Source organism: Azospirillum thermophilum, from assembly GCF_003130795.1.
In the GTDB taxonomy this organism is placed as follows: domain Bacteria; phylum Pseudomonadota; class Alphaproteobacteria; order Azospirillales; family Azospirillaceae; genus Azospirillum; species Azospirillum thermophilum.
In genome coordinates this window covers 357,907-374,879 of sequence record NZ_CP029354.1, presented here as the reverse complement: position 1 = coordinate 374,879, position 16,973 = coordinate 357,907, and the positions used below count along the sequence as shown (strand labels likewise).

Below are 16,973 nucleotides of genomic sequence, written 5' to 3'. Positions count from 1 at the left end.
CGGAAGAGAGCCGCATGAAGTGTCCGGTCACGATCCTGCGCGCGCCCTCTCCGATAGCTGGCCGAACGGTCGGAGGGTCAGGACGGCGCAATCAGGCAGAAGGTAATGAACCCGTCCGACCCGTTCCCGCAGTTCGTTCCTTCGGTGCTGGACGCGATGTCGTATTCGGTAAGGGTCGGGGCGCGCCACGGGGCACGGCCGCCTGCGCCGGTTTCTGTCCGCGTACCGTTCTGAACGTCCTGATTCATGGCGCTTCCACCCTCATCCACTCGGATTACCCATGTATCATGGCGAAAAAGCGACTTCAAGCCCATCCATCCGCGATGTAGCCGATCCTCGTCATCATCTCCCGGTGGACGTCCCATACCCGCCCGGCCTGCTCCGGACTGAGCGCTGTGCGCCATTGGCCGGCGCGTCCGCTGCGGAAGAAGGGAACGCCGCCGGACTGTCCGCCGTCGAACCCGTGCGCCTCCTCCCGCTCCCGCAGCGCGTCGAAACGGGTCAGGGCGACGGCATTGCGGATGTCCGCCTCGCCGTGGGGAATGCCGGCGTAGAGGGCGGCGCGGCGCAACACGGCGGCGGGATCGGCCAGCATGTCCTCGTAGCGCAGCAGGCAGCAGGAGCGGCCGGGCGCATCCAGCCAGCTCCGGACATGGCTGCTCCAACAGCCCAGCCGCTGGGGCAGGGTCAATGCCGGCCGCCCTGCCGGGGCCTGCAGGACGGCCGCGGGATCACAGAGCATCGCGATCGCCTCGTCCAGTCCGACGCCGGCGAAATGAGCCCAGGACACCACGACATCGCGCGGGTCGCGGACGACATACAGCGTGCCGAGCGTCACCTCCGGCGGGAACAGCGGCCCGTCCGCCGTGCCGGACTGCGCGTCATGGACCTTGCGGAACAGCGGCCGGGTCGCCGTCGCGGCCAGGGCGCGATAGGCCTGCGGCCGCAGGCGCCCGAGTTCGGCCGGCGTCAGATCGCCGCTCTCCACGTCCAGCGCCTCCTCGATGTCGGTGCGCTGGCTGGCGTCGGGGGCGAAGCCCGTGGCATCGAGCGGGCCGGCTCCGCGATCGGGGTGGAGCAGCGCGCGCAATGCCAGCCGCAGCCATGTGTTCCCCGATTTCGGGTAGGAGACGACCCAGTAGAAGCCGGTCATGTCGGCAGCCGGTCGAGGATTCCGGCGATGCTCCGGTCCAGTCCGCCCGGTCCGTGCCCGTGCGCCACGGCCCAGGTCCCGTCCCGCGCGCCGGCCGCCGTCACCATGGCCGGCAGCGCGCGTCCGGTCAGGCCCAGCCGCATCATCAATCCGCCACGGTAGAGATCGCGCCCCATCCGCGCCACCGCCTCCGGCCCCCTCAGGCGGCGCAGGCCGTCGCCATCCCCGTGCCGTGCCGCTTCCAGATGGAACACGGCGCGCAGCGGCAGCGGTTCCGGGCAGAAGGCGTCGGTGACGGGCAGATGGAACTTGTCGAGCTCCGCGCGGCTGCGCTCCAGCCCGTCGGCATTCCGGCCCATGCGCGCCAAAGCGTCCCGCCACAGCTTCAACCGGGGAAAGGCGGGCAGCACCCGCGGCCCTCCCGGTCCGACGACGTCGAGGACGGTCACGTCGTCGGCCAGCATCGCATGGCCTTGCCGCACCAGCGCCGCGGCGAGCGTGGATTTCCCGATGCCCGAAGGCCCGGCGAGCGCCACCGCCCCGTCGCCGACCCGCACGCAGCTGGCGTGGAGCGGCAGCAGCCCGCGCCGGTAGCACAGGATGCCGAACACCGTGCCGAGGAGGAAGACGCGGATGTCCGGCGTCTCCGGCGGCAGCGCCGGATCGACGGTCACATGCCGGCCGGCCGGGTCGATCAGAAAGGCGGCAACGTCCGGTATGGCGAAGCGGCAGGCGCCGTCGGCGGCGACCTGGAGCAGCGCGTGGTCGATGACCGGATCGTCCAGCCGGTCCGGCACCGGCCCCAGATCGATGACCAGATCGGGAGCACGGCCGTCACCGGTCCATGGCAGCAGATCGGGCAGACGCAGAGCGCTCGCGACCCGCCAGCCGCACAGCATGCGGTCGTCGGTCGAAGGCAGAAGGCCGGGGGCGGGGCGGGACAGGGTCGGCATGATGCGTCACCTTACCCCGAACGATGCCGTCGCGGGTAACTCTATGTGTGACGGACATCCTCATCGCGGACCGCTCCCGTCGACATGTCGCCATCCGGAGCGGGAGGGGATGCATTCTCCCGCATTCCCCGAGTCGCACATGGATGCGGCACCCGCAGGATGCTCATTTTTAGCAACATCTACTAAGAATTGATCAATGACATTCAAGTGTATGCAACAAAATCCACCAACGCATTCAATGGTATGATAGGCCCGTTGATCATATGACGAATTGTAACAGGCGGGCAAAATCGCTTTGCCGGACTTGTGTACTCTGATGTCCTCCTGTCCGGTGACACACCAGTTCGGGTGATGTCCCACGGGATTGGGGAAGGAGGACGCCATGACCGATCCGTTTATCGGAGAAATCCGAATCAATGCCTTCGATTACGCGCCACAGAACTGGGCGAGCTGCAACGGCCAGTCGCTGCCGATCCAGCAGAATGCCGCTCTCTTTTCGCTGGTCGGCAACTATTACGGTAAGGACACGCAGAATTTCAATCTTCCGGACCTGCGCGGGCGGGTTCCGGTCGGGCAGTACACCAATGCGGCGACCATCGGGCCGCTCAGCCATTACAATATGGGTCAGAAGGGCGGCAGCGAGACGGTGACGTTGACCACCGCGCAGATTCCGGCCCACAACCATGGCTGGCAGGCGGTGAACAGCGCCGCGAACAACCCGTCGCCGATCGGCAACCTGTACTCCCAGGGTCCGGGGGATCTGTTTACCCGGGCAACGTCAACCCTGCGAACCTGGTCCCCTGCACCCGAAGATCATGAGCGATGTCGGCGGCGGCCAGGCGCACAGCAACATGCAGCCCTTCCTGGTGCTGAACTTCGTCATCGCGCTGCTCGGCTATTACCCGTCGCGTCCCTGGTGACGCGGCGCATCCGCCGGCCGGTCTCCGACGAGCCGGCAGGCACGGTCATTCATGATCGATCCCTCGACGGGAGGAAAGAACGATGGATTCCTACATCGGCGAAATCAAGATCTGGCCGATTCCCCGCTGCCCCTCCGGCTGGAATTTCTGCGACGGCAGCCTCCTGAACATCCAGGGCAATGAGGCGCTCTACTCCGTCCTCGGCACCCGCTACGGCGGGAATGGCACGACGACCTTCGGCCTTCCGGACCTGCGCGGCCGGGTTCCGGTGCACATGGGGACCGGTCCCGGCACCAACGGCGCGCTGACGCCGACCCCCCGGGTCATCGGCCAGACCGGCGGCTCGACCACGGTGACGCTCACCGAGGCGCAGATGCCGACGCACGAGCATCAGGTCTTCGCCAGCACCAACGCCGCGACCACCAACACCCCCGGCAACACGCTGGTGCTGGGTACCAGCGCGACCACCATCAGCCCCTATATGAAGGAAGCGGCGGTGGGGACGGACTTCACCTTCAACGCCACCTCCCTCACCTCGTCCGGCGGAAGCCAGCCCCACAACAACCTGATGCCCAGCCGCACGCTGAACTACATCATCTGCGTGTCCGGCGGCACCTATCCCGTTCGGCCGTGACCAGGGAGGATCGACCATGGATCCCTTTATCGGTGAAATCCGCATCTTCGGCTTCGACTACGCGCCGCAGGACTGGGCCTACTGCAATGGCCAGGCCGTGCCGGTTCAGCAGTATCAGGCGCTGTTCTCCCTGATCGGCAACATCTACGGCGGCAGCGGCAGTCCGCCGACGGCGTTCAACCTGCCGAACCTGCAGTCCCAGGTTCCGATGGGCGCCGCCCCCATGCAGAACAACAACCTGACCGCCCTGAACCAGGCCAGCGGTGCCGAGGCGGTGCAGTTGACGCCGGCGCAGATGCCCACCCATACCCACGCCATGGGTGGCGAGGTCATGCCGCAGGCAGCCAACCAGACGAACACCCCGGGACCGACGGTGCTTCCCAACGTCGTCATCGTCAACGGCAAGTTCAGTTCGGCCTTCTCCAACGCCGCGGCGAACACCACCTTCTCGCCCATCGCCATTTCCGGCGCGGGTGGCAACGGCGTTCACGAGAACCGGCAGCCGTTTCTCGCCTTGAACTTCTGCATCTGCACCGACGGCATCTATCCGGACTTCCCGTAAGCCATGCAGCAGGGCACACACACCGGCGCCGTTCCCCCGGCGGCGCCGGTCTTCTCCCCCGGCGCCGCGCTCGCGGCGCTGGGGCTTTCCTTCCGGCTGGAGACGGAGGACGATGTTTCCTTCGTCCGCCGGCTCTATTGCGAGATGCGGTGGGACGAGCTGGCAGCCATCCAGGACTGGACCGCGGAGCAGAAGATCGGCTTCCTCGCCCAGCAGTACGAGGCGCAGCGCCAGCACTATGCCCGTGCCTATTTCGACGCCGAGTTCCTGGTGATCGAGCGGAACGGGGAGCCGATCGGGCGTCTCTACCTCTACCGCGGCAATCCCGCGGACATCCGCGTGGTGGACATCGGGCTGCTGATCGCGGCGCGCAACCAGGGGCTTGGCCGCGCGATCCTGGAGGCGGTGTTCGACGAGGCCCGCGCCGCCGGGCGGACCGTCAGCATCCATGTGGAGGTCTTCAACCCGGCCCGCCATCTCTACGACCGCCTCGGCTTCGTCGAGATCGGCGAGCACGGGCCCTACCGGCTGATGGAGTGGCGGGGCTGACCCCGCCACCCTCCCCCGGCCTCAGTTGAAGACCGCCTGATACCGGTAGGTGCCGTCCGGGTTGTCGCCGATCGGCACCAGGAAGATCTCCACCTCCCAGCCGGAACCGTGGCGCAGCCGGTAGACACCCTGGGGGCAGTAGATCCCCTTGGTCCCTTCGAAGAACAGGGAAAAGGGATCCCGGATTTTTCCCGGGAAATCCCTAATCGTCTTCGTTGTAATTTCCAACAAAACAAGATCCAGAGGGTCAGATCCGTCCAAAATCATCTGGAACGGTTCGCTTTTCTTTGGCAGGAAATCGTCAGCCGTCAGGATATCCATTTTCAATACCTGCTCATTTCCGAAGTCCGATGCCGATTCTATACCATGGTACGGCACGAAATGCTCGAAAGTTCTTCACCAGAGCCAAGCGCTCCGCACCTCAAAGCCCGGGAGTGGTAATACCAGTCATGCGTCGCCCGCGGACCTGACCTTGACTATTGTCACGGACTCATGCTGCAGTGCGGCGTAATATATCACTCAAGGACATGCCCCGAGAAAAATCCAAACGCATGATCCTTGAGGAGTTTCCATCGTGCATCGCTCAGAATACGCCCGCTTCGCCCGCCATGGTTCGGTCTGCCCGGGCCAGCTCCAGCTCGACCATGAGACGCTGTCCGGCGAGGCGCGGCGACGGTTCGCCGAAGCGGCCGGCCTGCTGGAGTCCGCCGCCGCCGAGCTGTCCCGCCGCATGGCGGATGCCGGCACCATCGAGGTCGTGACGCGGGACGACGACGTCACCCTGCTCTACCGTCCCCGCCATTCCGAGGGCATCCACAGCTTGGTCGGCAATTTCGACATGCGCCTGACCCATGACGGGCAGGTCGCCCTGCGCATGCGCGTGCGCACCGTGGCGACGCCGGCCGAACTGCTGCCCTTCGACCACCTGACCGCCGAGCGGCTGCAGGCCCGCCTGCGCATCTTCGAGACGGAGTGCCGGCGCCAGCCCCGCCACTGAGCGGCCCGCCTCCCTCCCCCCTCCACGGCCCGGCCCCGCTCCGGGCCGTCGTGCTTTCTGCGGCATGCCGTCTACCGCATCCCGTCGGGGCGGCGTCCGGCGGCCCGTCCGATGCACCGGGCGCCCGCCATGGCACAATACACAACTATGTATGGAAATTTCTACTGATTGACATTGGCTGGTTGTGTCTCGTTACATATCGGAAGGACGTGCCCATGACATAAAAGCAACTATTGAGAGGCGGCGCGACCGCCTCCGGGAGAACGCGCTCGTGACCTGCAGGACGCCCCGCACCCTTCTTGCCGCCGCCTGTTCCCTCGGCATCCTGGCCGGCGGCCCGGCCGTCGCCCAGACGATCTACCCGGTCGACCGCGCCGATGTGCTGATCGGGCAGAAGTTCGACTTCAAGGTGGAGTTTCCCGGCATCGCCGACCCGGCGAAGGTGAAGGTCACCATCAACGGCAAGGACCATGCGGCGGTGCTCGGCAAGGCGGCGCGCTTCATCGAGCGCGAGTCGGGGGTCGACGCCTCCGCCCTGCTGCTGCGCGACGTGGCGATCGAGCGGCCCGGCACCTACACCGTCACCGCGACCGACGGCACCAGCAGCAGCAGCGTCACCTGGACCGTCTACGCGACCGGCCCGCGCAAGGTGAAGAACGTGGTCCTGATGATCGGCGACGGCATGGGCATCGCCCACCGCACGGCGGCGCGGATCATGTCCAAGGGCATCAAGGAAGGGAAGTATCACGGCAAGCTCGCCATCGACGACATGCCGCGCATGGCGCTGATCGGCACCTCCGGGGTCGATGCCATCGTGACCGACAGCGCCAATTCGGCGAGCGCCTACACCAGCGGCCACAAGTCGAGCAACAACGCCGTCGGCGTCTATGTCGACCGCACGCCCGACCATTTCGACGACCCGCGGGTCGAATACATCGGCGAGTTCGTGAAGCGCCGGAAGAACATGGCCGTCGGCGTCGTCACCAACGCCGAGATCTACGACGCCACCCCCGCCGCGATGGGCGCCCATACCGCCAAGCGGACGGAGAACCAGGCGATCGTCGACATGCTCTACGCGCTGAAGCCCGAGGTGATGATGGGCGGCGGCTCGCCCTATTTCCTGCCGCAGTCGAACCCGCTGTCCAAGCGCACCGACGACCGGGACTATGTGGCGCAGGCCGCCGCCGACGGCTACCGCGTCACCCGCACCGCGCAGGAGATGATGGCGGCGGCCCACGATCCGCGGACGAGGAAGCTGTTCGGCCTCTACAACACGCGGTTCCTCGACGGCTATCTCGACCGCGAGATCCTGAAGCCCTCCTACGTGCTGCCCAACCAGCCCGACCTGCCGGACATGGCGCGGGCGGCGCTGGAGGTGCTGTCCCGCCATCCCAACGGCTTCGTGCTGATGATCGAGTCGGCGCTGACCGACAAGTACACCCACCAGCTCGACACCGAGCGGGCGGTCTACGACACCATCATGCTCGACAAGACGGCCGAGGTGGTGAAGGAGTTCGCGACCCGGCGCGGCGACACGCTGGTCATCATCACCCCCGACCATACCCATTCCATCTCGCTGGTCGGCACGGTGAACGACGACGCCCCCGGCCCCGACATGCGCGAGAAGGTCGGCGTCTACCAGCATGCCGGCTTCCCCAACTATGTCGATGCGAACGGCGACGGCTATCCCGACCGGCCCGACGTGTCCAGGCGGCTGTTCATGACGCTCGGCATCTATCCCGACCATTACGAGACCTGGCGACCGAAGACCGAGGGCATCTTCTTCCCGACGGTGAAGGACAAGGACGGCAACTACGTCGCCAACGAGGCCTACCGGGCGGTTCCCGGCGCCGTGCTGGTGCAGGGCAACATGCCGCGGTCGGAATCGAACGGCGTCCACGCCGCCGACGACGTGCTGCTGACCGCCATGGGCCCGGGGTCGGAGCGCATCCACGGCTTCATGGACAACACCGACGTGTTCCGGGTGATGGCGGAGGCACTCGGCCTCGGCCACCGCCCGAAGAAGCGGTGAGCACGGTGATCGGCCGCCGCGCGCTGCTGGCGCTCGCCCCCGCCCTGCTGCTGTCCCGGCCCGGCCGGGCGGCGGCGGGCGACGCCGCCCGGCTGAGGTTCGAGGAGATCTACACCGGCGACCGCGTCCTCAGCCTGGAGTTCTCCGACAAGGCGAAGGCGCTGGTCGGCCGGCGGGTGGTCATCCGCGGCTACATGGCGCCGCCGCTGAAGGCGGAGGCCAGCTTCTTCGTGCTGACCAGCACGCCGGTCGGGCTCTGCCCCTACTGCAACTCCGACGCCGACTGGCCGGCCGACCTCCTCGTCGTCTATCCCGGCCGCGAGGCGGAGTTCGTCAAGAACTCCATCCCCATCGACGTGACCGGCATCCTGGAGATGGGACCCCACCGCGACCCGGCGACCCGCTTCTTCAGCCGGCTGCGGCTGACCGACGCCGCCTTCCGGGCGCTGGAGTAACGGCGCCCGGAGGGGACCAGCCGCCCCGCAAATGCAACGCAGCCGCCACAAAACTGAAACGGGCGCGGGTCTACAAGCGGGAGCGTCGCACTGCCGGCTACCTGCCCGACGGGCGACGGACCGACTTTTGGGGGAGATCGTCCGTGACTGCCAAGACGCTGCGCCATCTGCTGACCGCGGCCTGTGCCGCCGCCGCCCTGTCCACCGGCTTGTCGGCCGGTGGCGCCGCGGCCCAGACCGTCTACCCGATCGACCGCGCCGACCTGCTGGTCGGGCAGAAGTTCGACCTGAAGGTGGAGTTCGCCGGGGTGGTCGATCCGGCCAAGGCGAAGGTGACCATCGACGGCAAGGACCACGCCGCCGTCCTGGGCAAGGCGGCGACCTTCATCGAGAAGGAAGAGGGGGTCAACGCGTCGGCCCTGCTGCTGCGCGACGTGGCGCTGAACATGCCGGGCAGGCACACGGTGACCGCCACGGACGGCAGCAGCACCGCCACCGTCACCTGGACCGTCTACGCCACCGGCCCGCGCAAGGCGAAGAACGTGGTGATCCTGATCGGCGACGGCCTCAGCGTCGGCCACCGCACGGCGGCGCGGATCATGTCCAAGGGCATCAAGGAGGGAAAGTACTTCGGCAAGCTCGCCATCGACGACATGCCGCACATGGCGCTGCTCGGCACCTCGGGCGTCGACTCGATCGTGACCGACAGCGCCAACTCGGCCCACGCCTACACCACCGGCCACAAGTCCAGCGTCAACGCGCTCGGCGTCTATGCCGACCGCACCAGGAACAGCCTGGACGACCCGAAGGTCGAGATTATCAGCGAGATCGTGAAGCGCAAGCTGAACATGGCGGTGGGCATCGTCTCCGACGCCGAGCTGCAGGACGCCACGCCGGCGTCGATGGCCGCGCACACCCGCCGCCGCGCCGACAAGGCGGAGATCGCGGAGATGCTCTACGCCCTGAAGCCCGAGGTGCTGATGGGCGGCGGCTCCGCCTATTTCCTGCCGCAGTCGGTGGCCGGCTCCAAGCGCAAGGACGAGAAGAACCTCGTCGAGATGTTCAAGGCCGACGGCTACAAGGTGGCGACCACCGCCGCCGACATGACGGCCGCCGCCAGGGACCCGAAGACGACCAGGCTGTTCGGCGTCTACCATCCCTCCAACATGGACGGGCACCTCGACCGCGCGATCCTCAAGCCGGACTACGCCAGGAAGTACCCGAACCAGCCCGACCTGCCGGAGATGGCGAAGGCCGCCCTCGACGTGCTGTCGCGCAACCCCAACGGCTTCGTTCTGATGATCGAGGCCGGGCTGATCGACAAGTACAGCCATCCGCTGGACTGGGAGCGCGCGGTCTACGACACCATCATGCTCGACAAGACGACCGAGGTGGTGAAGGAGTTCGCCTCCAGGCGCGGCGACACGCTGGTCATCGTCACCCCCGACCACACCCACGCCATCTCCGTCGTCGGCACGGTAGACGACAACGCCAAGGGCGAGGAGATGCGCGAGAAGGTCGGCGTCTACGAGAAGGCCGGCTACCCCAACTACGTCGATGCCGACCGCGACGGCTATCCCGACAGCCCGGACGTCTCCAAGCGGCTCTACGTGACGATCGGCGACTATCCCGACCATTACGAGACCTGGCGCCCGAAGATGGAGGGCACCTTCGTCCCGGCGGTCAAGGACAAGGACGGCAACTACGTCGCCAACGAGGCGTACAAGTCCGTCCCCGGCGCCGTCTTCGTCGCCGGCAACCTGCCGCGCGAGGCGTCGGACGGCGTCCATGCCGCCGACGATGCGCTGCTGACCGCCATGGGGCCGGGGTCGGAGCAGATCCACGGCTTCATGGAGAATGTCGACGTGTTCAAGGTGATGGCCAACGCGCTGGGCCTCGGCGCCCGCAGCCCGCGCAAGCAGCCGTAACCCGGGAAGGGAGTCCATCGGATGATCGGTCGTCGCGCTGTGCTGGGCGGTCTCGCCGTTCCCCTCCTCGCCGCCCTGCCGGCCGGCGGGGCGGGGGCGGCGGAGGGCGCGCGGCTGAGGTTCGACGACCTCTATGTCGGCGACGGGATCCTGGGGATGGAGTTCTCCCCCCGGACGAAGGAGCTGGCCGGCCGCCGCGTCACGATGCGGGGCTACATGGCGCCGCCGCTGAAGGCCGAGGCCAGCTTCTTCGTGCTGACCCGCAACCCGGTGGACCTCTGCCCCTTCTGCAACTCCGACGCCGACTGGCCGGTCGACATCGTCGTCGTCTATCCCGGCCGCGAGGCGGAGTTCGTCCGGAACTCCGTGCCGATCGACGTGTCCGGCACGCTGCAGGTCGGGCCCTACCGCGACCCGGCCTCGGGCTTCCACAGCCGGCTGCGGCTGACCGATGCCGCCTTCCGGGCGCTGAACTGAGGGGATGGCGATGACCGCGACGACCGGCGACCGCGGGCTGGTGCTGCGCGACCTGCGGCTCTCCTACCGCATCCGGGCGGGCCGCACGCGATCGGGGGGCGGCTGCCGGTGCTGGACATCCCGGCGCTCGATCTGGCGGGCGGGGCCAGCCTCGCGGTCACCGGTCCCTCCGGCTGCGGCAAGACCTCGCTGCTTTCGGTGCTGAGCGGGCTGGAGCGGCCGGACTGCACCCGCCTCACCGTCTGCGGCACCGACCTCCCGCCCCTGTCGGAGGCGGCCCGCGACCGCTGGCGGCGCCGGACGGTCGGCTTCATCTTCCAGGACTTCCACCTGTTCCCCGGCATGGACGCGCTCGGCAACGTGCTGCTGCCGGCCAGCTTCCGCGCCGCCGGGGCCTCGGCCGAAACCCGCCGGGCCGCCCTGTCCCTGCTGGAGCGGGTGGGCCTCCGCGATCCGCACCAGCCGGTGGAGAGCCTGTCGCGCGGCGAGATGCAGCGGGTGGCCGTCGCCCGCGCCCTGCTGTTCCGCCCGCCCCTGGTGCTGGCCGACGAGCCGACCGCCAGCCTGGACGCCGCCGCCGCCGCGACCGTCGCCGACCTGCTGCTGGAGCTGGTGCGCGAGGCTGGCAGCACGCTGGTGCTGGTGACCCATGACATGGCGCTCGCCGGCCGGCTCGATTCCGTGCTGGCCCTGGCGAAGCCGGTTCCGCTGGGAGAGATCCGATGAATCCCTGGCCCGTCGTCGCCGCCGATCTGCGCAAGGGCTGGGCCGGCGCCCTTGCCGTGGTCCTCCTCGTGGCGCTCGCCGTGGCGCTCGGCGTCGCGGTATCCGCCCAGGAGCGCGCCCTGCGCAAGGGAAGCGCGCGGGCCGCCGACCGCTTCGACCTCGTGGTCGGCGCGCCGGGCAGCCCGACCCAGCTCGTCCTCACCACCGTCTATCTGCAGCCGAGTCCGCTCCGGCTGGTGGACGGTTCGCTGCTCTCCCGACTGCAGGCCGATCCGGGGGTGGAGCTGGCCGCACCCATCGCCTTCGGCGACAGCCACGGCCGCTATCCGGTGGTCGGCACCACCGCGGCCTTCCTGGCGCTGTCCGGCAGCCCGGCGGAAGGGCGGCTGTTCGCCGCCGCGACGGAAGCGGTGGTGGGCGCCGACGTGGAGCTTCCGCTCGGCGCCCGCTTCAAGCCGCGCCACGGCCAGGGCCACGCCGCCGAGGATGACGATGATGACGATGCCCATGAGGACGGCGATCATCATGATCCGGCCGTCCATCAGGAGCTGGAGTATCAGGTCGTCGGCCGGCTGCCCCGCCAGGGCTCGCCCTGGGACCGCGCCATCCTGGTGCCGGTGGAGGCGGTGTGGTGGCTGCACGGGCTGCCGACCGGCCATGCCGCCGACCGCGGCCGGTCCGGTCCGCCGTCCGGACTGGTGGTCGGCGACCGTTTCGACGATCCGGCCCCGGCCGGCGTGCCGGCGCTGGTGGTGAAACCGAAGTCGGTGGGCGACGCCTACCGGCTGCGCGGGCTCCTGAACGCGCCCGGCCAGGGCGGACAGCCGGTCACCATGGCCGTCTTCCCGGCGGAGGTGCTGGTGGAGCTCTACGCCACCCTCGGCGATGCCCGCGCGCTGGTGTCGGTGATCGCCGTGGCGACGCAGGTGCTGGTGGTGGCCGCCGTGCTGCTGGCGGTCTTCGCCACGCTGGCGACGCGCCGCCGGCCGCTCGCCGTGCTGCGGGCGCTGGGGGCGTCGCGCGGCTATGTCTTCGCCGCGGTCTGGCTGCAGGTCACCCTGCTGGTGGCGGCGGGCGGCATCGCCGGCCTGGGGCTCGGCTGGCTGGGAGCGCTCGCCTTCTCGGAGGTGCTGCGGGCCCGCACCGGCCTGGCGCTGCCCGTGGCGCTCGGCTCCGGCGAGGTCGCGATGGTCGCGGCCCTGGTGCTGGCCGGCGGGCTGCTCGCCCTGGTGCCCGCCGCCTGGAGCTACCGCCAGCCGGTCGCCGCCGGGCTCAGGGCCTGACCGTCAGGGCCGCCCCGTCGGGATCGAGCGCCAGGGTCCCGCCGATCTGCCGCGCCAGCCGGGGCAGCAGCATCTCGCGCCGGCCAAGCGGCGCCGGAGACGCGCCCTGCCCCGCCGCGGCGGGCGTCACCACGGTGCGGAAGACCAGCCGCCCCTCCCCGTCCACCCGCAGGCTGAGCGTCAGGGCCGCCGCCGGACCGCGCTCCCCCGCCAGGGTCGACGCCATCGCCATCAGGTCATGGACCAGCAGCGCGAAGGGCACGGCACGGTCGAGGCCGAGGCGGACCTCCCCCGGCTCATCCTCCACCGACAGGGCGGGCGGCGCCGGCCGCTGGGCCGTCTCCCCGGCGAGTTCGGTCAGGAAACCGGCCAGCGGCACCTCCAGCAGGTGCTTGCCGTAAAGGTGGCGGTAGATGATGCCGATCGCCTTGACGCGGTTGGCATGGTCGCGCAGCGCCCGGCCGGCGCCGGCGTCATCGCCGCCCGCCTCCAGCGCCGCCAGGCTGGCGATCACCTGCAGCGTGTTGCGGATGCGGTGGTGCAGCTCGCGGACCAGCGCGTCGCGCTCCTCCAGCGTCCGGCGCAGATCCGCCTCGACGGCCAGCCGCACGCGGACCTCGCGCGACAGCTCGGCGATCTTCTCGTTCAAGGCGACGAAGGAGCCGTTGGAGACCGTCTTCTCGCGCAGCCGCAGGCAGACGGCCGCGGCGGCGCCCTGCCCGCTCGCCGGCATCCGGAAGCCGTCGGCGCGGAAGGCCCGCCCGTCGGCCAGGGCGAGGCTTCCCGGCAGCGGCTCCGCCGACGTGGCGCAGAGGGCGAGCCAGCCGGCCAGCCGCTCCGCCTCGTCGGCCAGCGTGGCGAGGCTCCCGCCGGCCCGCAGCCCCAACGCCTCCACCGCCGCCGGATTGGCGGACAGGACGGTGCCGTCCGCCGTCACCAGCAGGAGCGGATCGGCCAGCCGGTCGGCCGGGATGAGGAATCCGTCGATCGCCATGCCGGTCAGCCGGAGGGGGTGGACGGAGCGAAATACTCGCGCCCGTCCGCGGCGGCGGCGGCCGGCGTCTCGCGGAGATGGACGACGACGCGGCAGCCGGCGGCACCCTGCGCGATGGTCTCCTGCAGTTCGACCTTGGCATAGCCCAGGTTGCGCGCGGTGATCTGGCCGAAGACGTTGCTGGTCATCATGCACATGCTCGGCCGGCCGACCACCTTCTCGGCGAAGGGGCAGGCCCGGTTGCCCAGCACGATGCGGTCGTCCGTCTGCTCCATGATGAAGAAGTCGCCCCGGATGCGGCGCTTCAGGTCGACCAGCGCGTCGGCCACCTGCCCGCGGTCCAGCCGGCCGGTGCCGAAGCCCTCGCGGTACTCGCGGTCCAGCCACTCGCCGATGCGCCCGCCGACCACGCTGATGTAGCCCGACGCCTCGCGCAGCCCGACCACCTCCTCCAGCGTCCCGGCCAGTTCGCGGATCAGCGTGCGCAGGAACAGGTCGCGTTCCAGCGGAATCGGTAGGTCGGCCGCCGTCCGCGGCCCGTCCAGGTTGTCCGTCATCTCGCCCTCTCCTGCCTCGCCCCGGCATCTTCATGACTTTTGTGCGGGTTGTCAGCCCCGTTCAAGCTGCCTAGGGTGCATACATCCGAACGTGGTGAGCCGCACACCGGTTTGCAGCAGGCCGTATCGGCCGTGCATCGGCAACCGGACATCCAGGACCTGGAAGAGATGATCAGCGTCACGCAGGCCGCAGGCCGGGACATCCCACCGGTTCCCGCCGTCGAGGAGTGCGCAGGACCGGAAGGGCGGCGGACGCGCAGCCTGCGCGTCCTCGTGGTGGAGGACGAGGCGATCGCCGCCATGGATCTGGAGATGATGCTGGAGGTGCTCGGCCACAGCGTGTGCGGTGTCCTGGCCGAAGGGCCGGAGGCGGTGCGGGAGGCCGGGGCGACGCGCCCCGACCTCGTCCTGATGGACATCCGGCTGGCGGGCGGCACCGACGGGGTGGAGGCGGCGCACGACATCCGGCGGCTCTACGGCATCCGCAGCCTGTTCCTGACCGCCCACAACGACCGGGCGACGCTGGAGCGGGCCGCCGCCGCCCAGCCCTTCGCCGTCCTGACCAAGCCCTACAGCCGCAACCAGCTCCGCCTCGCGCTCGACCGGGCGGCGCAGGAGCTGGACCGCGCCTGACGGCGGCGGCGCCGCCTCAATGTCCCTGCAGGGACCAGCGCTCGACCATCGCGGCCTCCATCGGGCGGGCGATGGCATAGCCCTGCGCCTCCGGACAGCCGATCCGCCGCAGGGCGGCCAGCAGCTCGGTGCTCTCCACCCCCTCGGCGACGGCGCGGGTGCCGAGCCGGTTCGCCAGCAGGATCATGGTGTGGACCACCGCCGCGTCGGCGTCCCCCCAGCATCCGCCGCACGAAGGACTGGTCGATCTTCAGCGTGGCGACCGGCGGCAGCCGGCGCAGCGTGGTGAAGGAGGAGTAGCCCGTCCCGAAATCGTCGATGGCGATCTCCACCCCCAGATCGGCGATGCGGGTCAGCACCGACAGGGCGCGGTCGGGATCGGCCATCATCGCCGTTTCGGTGATCTCCAGCTCCAGCCGGCCGGGAGGAAGCCCGTGCTGCTCCAGGACCGCGCGCACCAGGTCCGGCAGGCCGTCGTTGATCAGGTTGCGCGCCGACAGGTTGACCGCCATGCGCCAGCGGTGGCCGGACTGCCGCCACGTCACCGCCTGGGCCACCGCGGCGTTCAGCACCCAGCCCGTCAGGTCGTGGATCTGGTCGCTCATCTCCGCCATCGGCACGAAGTCGCCGGGCGGGATCAGGCCGTAGAGCGGGTGCTGCCAGCGGACCAGCGCCTCCATGCCGCTGACGGTCCCTTCGCGCACCCGCAGGATCGGCTGGTAGTGCAGGCACAGATGGCCGGCGCGCATCGCCTCCCCCAGCTCTGCCATCAGGGCGAGGCGGGTGGCGCTGTGCGTGTCGGCCTGGGCGATGTAGTGCGAATAGCCGGTCTGCTTGCGCTTGGCGATGTACATGGCGACGTCGGCGCAGCGCAGCAGCGTGGAGGAGTCGCGGCCGTCGATCGGATAGACGGCGATGCCGATGCTGGCCCCGACCTCGATCCGCAGGCCCTCCAGCGCGAAGGGCTGGCGCATCAGGGACAGGAAATCGGCCGCCCAGCTCTTGGCCTGCTCCACCCCCTCGTCGGGCAGCAGCACCGCGAACTCGTCGCCGCCCAGCCGGGACACGAAGCCGGTGCGCAGGGCGGCCGTCTCCTGCAGCCGCGCCGCGACCAGCCGCAGCAGCTCGTCCCCGACATGATGGCCCAGCGTGTCGTTGATCTCCTTGAAACGGTCGAGGTCGATCAGCATCAGGGCGAAGCCGCCGTTCGTCTCGCCGTCCCGCAGGATCCGGTCGGTCACCGCCTCGTGCAGGCGCTTGCGGTTGGGCAGGCCGGTCAGCGAGTCGTGGTGGGCCAGGAACTCCACCATCGCCAGGTGGGCCTTGCTCTCGGTGATGTCCTTGAACTGCACCAGCCAGCAGGGCCGCCCCTCGATCACCACCTCGGCCGACGAGCCCTGGACCGAGATCAGCCGCCCGTCCTTGGCGCGGAACTCCACCTCGTGGTTGCGCAGCTGGCCCTGCCGGCGCATCTGCGCCACCGTGTCCGCCCGCTGCTGCGGATCGTTCCACAGCCCGATCCCGATCGTGCTGCGGCCCAGCACCTCCTCGCGCGAGAAGCCGAAGGTGGTGCAGAAGCTGAGGTTCACGTCCAGGATACGGCCCGTCGCGATCTCCGAGACGATCATCGGATCCGGGCTGATGGCGAACAGCTTGGCGAACTTCTGCTCCGACAGCAGCATGCGCTGCTCGATCAGCCGGCGGGCGCTGACATCGCGGGCGACGGCCAGCCGTGCCGCGCCGCCGCACTCCGGCACCGGGACCATCGTCAGCTCGACCGTCGCCTCCGTCCCGTCGGGGCGCGTGAAGCTCCAGTCCAGCGGCGGAAAGGCCGGCTGGCTGTCCAGCACCCGTCCGTCCGCGGCGACCGTCAGGACCGCATCGCCGTGCAGGCCGGCAAGCCGGCGCCGCAGGTCCATCGGAATGGCCGGGGAGCGCCCCGCCTCGCCATCGTCCGCCGGCCCGGGCGCGGGGATTGGCCGATCACTCATTCGGATGCCGGACCTCCCCGATTCCATCAATGGGTTGCATATACCGATATTTAAGACGCGTAATCGTCGCAAGGAAAGGTTAAGGACTCGTGGACGGGCTGCCGCCGCGAGCCGTCCCTGGTATCGCGG

The 16,973-nt window shown here is 69.4% G+C and carries 17 protein-coding genes and 1 pseudogene; 12 read left to right on the top strand and 6 right to left on the bottom strand.

The window, feature by feature from the left end; genetic code table 11:
• Positions 1 to 304: 304 nt before the first annotated feature.
• Entirely contained in the window at positions 305 to 1,153 is an 849-nt protein-coding gene (locus DEW08_RS19915; protein ID WP_109330549.1) for a sulfotransferase domain-containing protein, read from the bottom strand.
• Complete coding sequence (locus DEW08_RS19910; protein ID WP_109330547.1) at positions 1,150 to 2,106, bottom strand: hypothetical protein; 957 nt, start codon at positions 2,104 to 2,106, stop codon at positions 1,150 to 1,152. The genes DEW08_RS19915 and DEW08_RS19910 overlap by 4 nt, the downstream gene beginning before the upstream one ends.
• 382 nt (positions 2,107 to 2,488) lie before the next feature.
• Between DEW08_RS19910 and DEW08_RS33555 the strand changes: the two are divergent.
• The 4 genes and pseudogenes from DEW08_RS33555 to DEW08_RS19890 form a co-directional block, all read left to right on the top strand.
• Positions 2,489 to 2,662, top strand: a pseudogene (locus DEW08_RS33555) (phage tail protein); the annotation flags it as partial.
• 446 nt (positions 2,663 to 3,108) lie between these two features.
• On the top strand, positions 3,109 to 3,660 hold the full coding sequence (locus DEW08_RS19900; RefSeq protein WP_109330545.1) for a phage tail protein: 552 nt from the start codon (positions 3,109 to 3,111) through the stop codon (positions 3,658 to 3,660).
• Positions 3,661 to 3,676: 16 nt separating this feature from the next.
• On the top strand, positions 3,677 to 4,222 hold the full coding sequence (locus DEW08_RS19895) for a phage tail protein (RefSeq protein ID WP_109330543.1): 546 nt from the start codon (positions 3,677 to 3,679) through the stop codon (positions 4,220 to 4,222).
• A 3-nt stretch (positions 4,223 to 4,225) separates the two neighbouring features.
• Positions 4,226 to 4,771 carry a GNAT family N-acetyltransferase gene (locus DEW08_RS19890; RefSeq protein WP_109330541.1) on the top strand — a complete coding sequence of 182 codons (546 nt, stop codon included), beginning with the start codon at positions 4,226 to 4,228 and terminating at the stop codon, positions 4,769 to 4,771.
• A 21-nt stretch (positions 4,772 to 4,792) separates the two neighbouring features.
• Here DEW08_RS19890 and DEW08_RS19885 read toward each other — a convergent pair whose 3' ends face one another.
• Positions 4,793 to 5,092, bottom strand: coding sequence for a DUF6916 family protein (locus tag DEW08_RS19885; RefSeq protein ID WP_109330539.1), 300 nt, complete (start codon positions 5,090 to 5,092; stop codon positions 4,793 to 4,795).
• A gap of 253 nt (positions 5,093 to 5,345) precedes the next feature.
• Between DEW08_RS19885 and DEW08_RS19880 the strand changes: the two genes are divergently transcribed.
• From DEW08_RS19880 to DEW08_RS19850, 7 genes are all read left to right on the top strand, one after another.
• Positions 5,346 to 5,768, top strand: coding sequence for a hypothetical protein (locus DEW08_RS19880; protein ID WP_109330537.1), 423 nt, complete (start codon positions 5,346 to 5,348; stop codon positions 5,766 to 5,768).
• A 271-nt stretch (positions 5,769 to 6,039) separates the two neighbouring features.
• A complete protein-coding gene (locus tag DEW08_RS19875; RefSeq protein ID WP_109330535.1) occupies positions 6,040 to 7,800 on the top strand; it encodes an alkaline phosphatase in 1,761 nt (586 codons plus the stop codon).
• The gene (locus DEW08_RS19870; RefSeq protein ID WP_109330533.1) at positions 7,797 to 8,255 is read left to right on the top strand and encodes a hypothetical protein; all 459 of its coding nucleotides are present in this window, start codon (positions 7,797 to 7,799) and stop codon (positions 8,253 to 8,255) included. Before DEW08_RS19875 ends, DEW08_RS19870 begins: the two co-directional genes overlap by 4 nt.
• 143 nt (positions 8,256 to 8,398) lie before the next feature.
• On the top strand, positions 8,399 to 10,183 hold the full coding sequence (locus DEW08_RS19865) for an alkaline phosphatase (RefSeq protein WP_245986696.1): 1,785 nt from the start codon (positions 8,399 to 8,401) through the stop codon (positions 10,181 to 10,183).
• A gap of 21 nt (positions 10,184 to 10,204) precedes the next feature.
• The gene (locus DEW08_RS19860; protein WP_109330531.1) at positions 10,205 to 10,660 is read left to right on the top strand and encodes a hypothetical protein; all 456 of its coding nucleotides are present in this window, start codon (positions 10,205 to 10,207) and stop codon (positions 10,658 to 10,660) included.
• Positions 10,661 to 10,768: 108 nt separating this feature from the next.
• On the top strand, positions 10,769 to 11,386 hold the full coding sequence (locus DEW08_RS19855) for an ABC transporter ATP-binding protein (RefSeq protein WP_245986695.1): 618 nt from the start codon (positions 10,769 to 10,771) through the stop codon (positions 11,384 to 11,386).
• Positions 11,383 to 12,669: an FtsX-like permease family protein gene (locus tag DEW08_RS19850; RefSeq protein ID WP_109330527.1), complete on the top strand. Its 1,287-nt coding sequence runs from the start codon at positions 11,383 to 11,385 to the stop codon at positions 12,667 to 12,669. Before DEW08_RS19855 ends, DEW08_RS19850 begins: the two co-directional genes overlap by 4 nt.
• On the opposite strand, the gene DEW08_RS19845 is transcribed toward DEW08_RS19850, so the two are convergent.
• Both DEW08_RS19845 and DEW08_RS19840 read right to left on the bottom strand, forming a co-directional pair.
• Positions 12,659 to 13,663 carry a histidine kinase dimerization/phosphoacceptor domain -containing protein gene (locus tag DEW08_RS19845; protein WP_109330525.1) on the bottom strand — a complete coding sequence of 335 codons (1,005 nt, stop codon included), beginning with the start codon at positions 13,661 to 13,663 and terminating at the stop codon, positions 12,659 to 12,661. The two genes, DEW08_RS19850 and DEW08_RS19845, sit on opposite strands and share 11 nt — an antisense overlap.
• 5 nt (positions 13,664 to 13,668) lie before the next feature.
• Entirely contained in the window at positions 13,669 to 14,220 is a 552-nt protein-coding gene (locus DEW08_RS19840) for a methanogen output domain 1-containing protein (protein WP_109330523.1), read from the bottom strand.
• A 168-nt stretch (positions 14,221 to 14,388) separates the two neighbouring features.
• On the opposite strand from DEW08_RS19840, the gene DEW08_RS19835 reads away from it, so the two are divergent.
• On the top strand, positions 14,389 to 14,853 hold the full coding sequence (locus DEW08_RS19835; RefSeq protein WP_109330521.1) for a response regulator: 465 nt from the start codon (positions 14,389 to 14,391) through the stop codon (positions 14,851 to 14,853).
• Here DEW08_RS19835 and DEW08_RS19830 read toward each other — a convergent pair.
• The gene (locus DEW08_RS19830) at positions 14,790 to 16,844 is read right to left on the bottom strand and encodes a putative bifunctional diguanylate cyclase/phosphodiesterase (protein ID WP_168220433.1); all 2,055 of its coding nucleotides are present in this window, start codon (positions 16,842 to 16,844) and stop codon (positions 14,790 to 14,792) included. The two genes, DEW08_RS19835 and DEW08_RS19830, sit on opposite strands and share 64 nt — an antisense overlap.
• Positions 16,845 to 16,973: the final 129 nt, after the last annotated feature.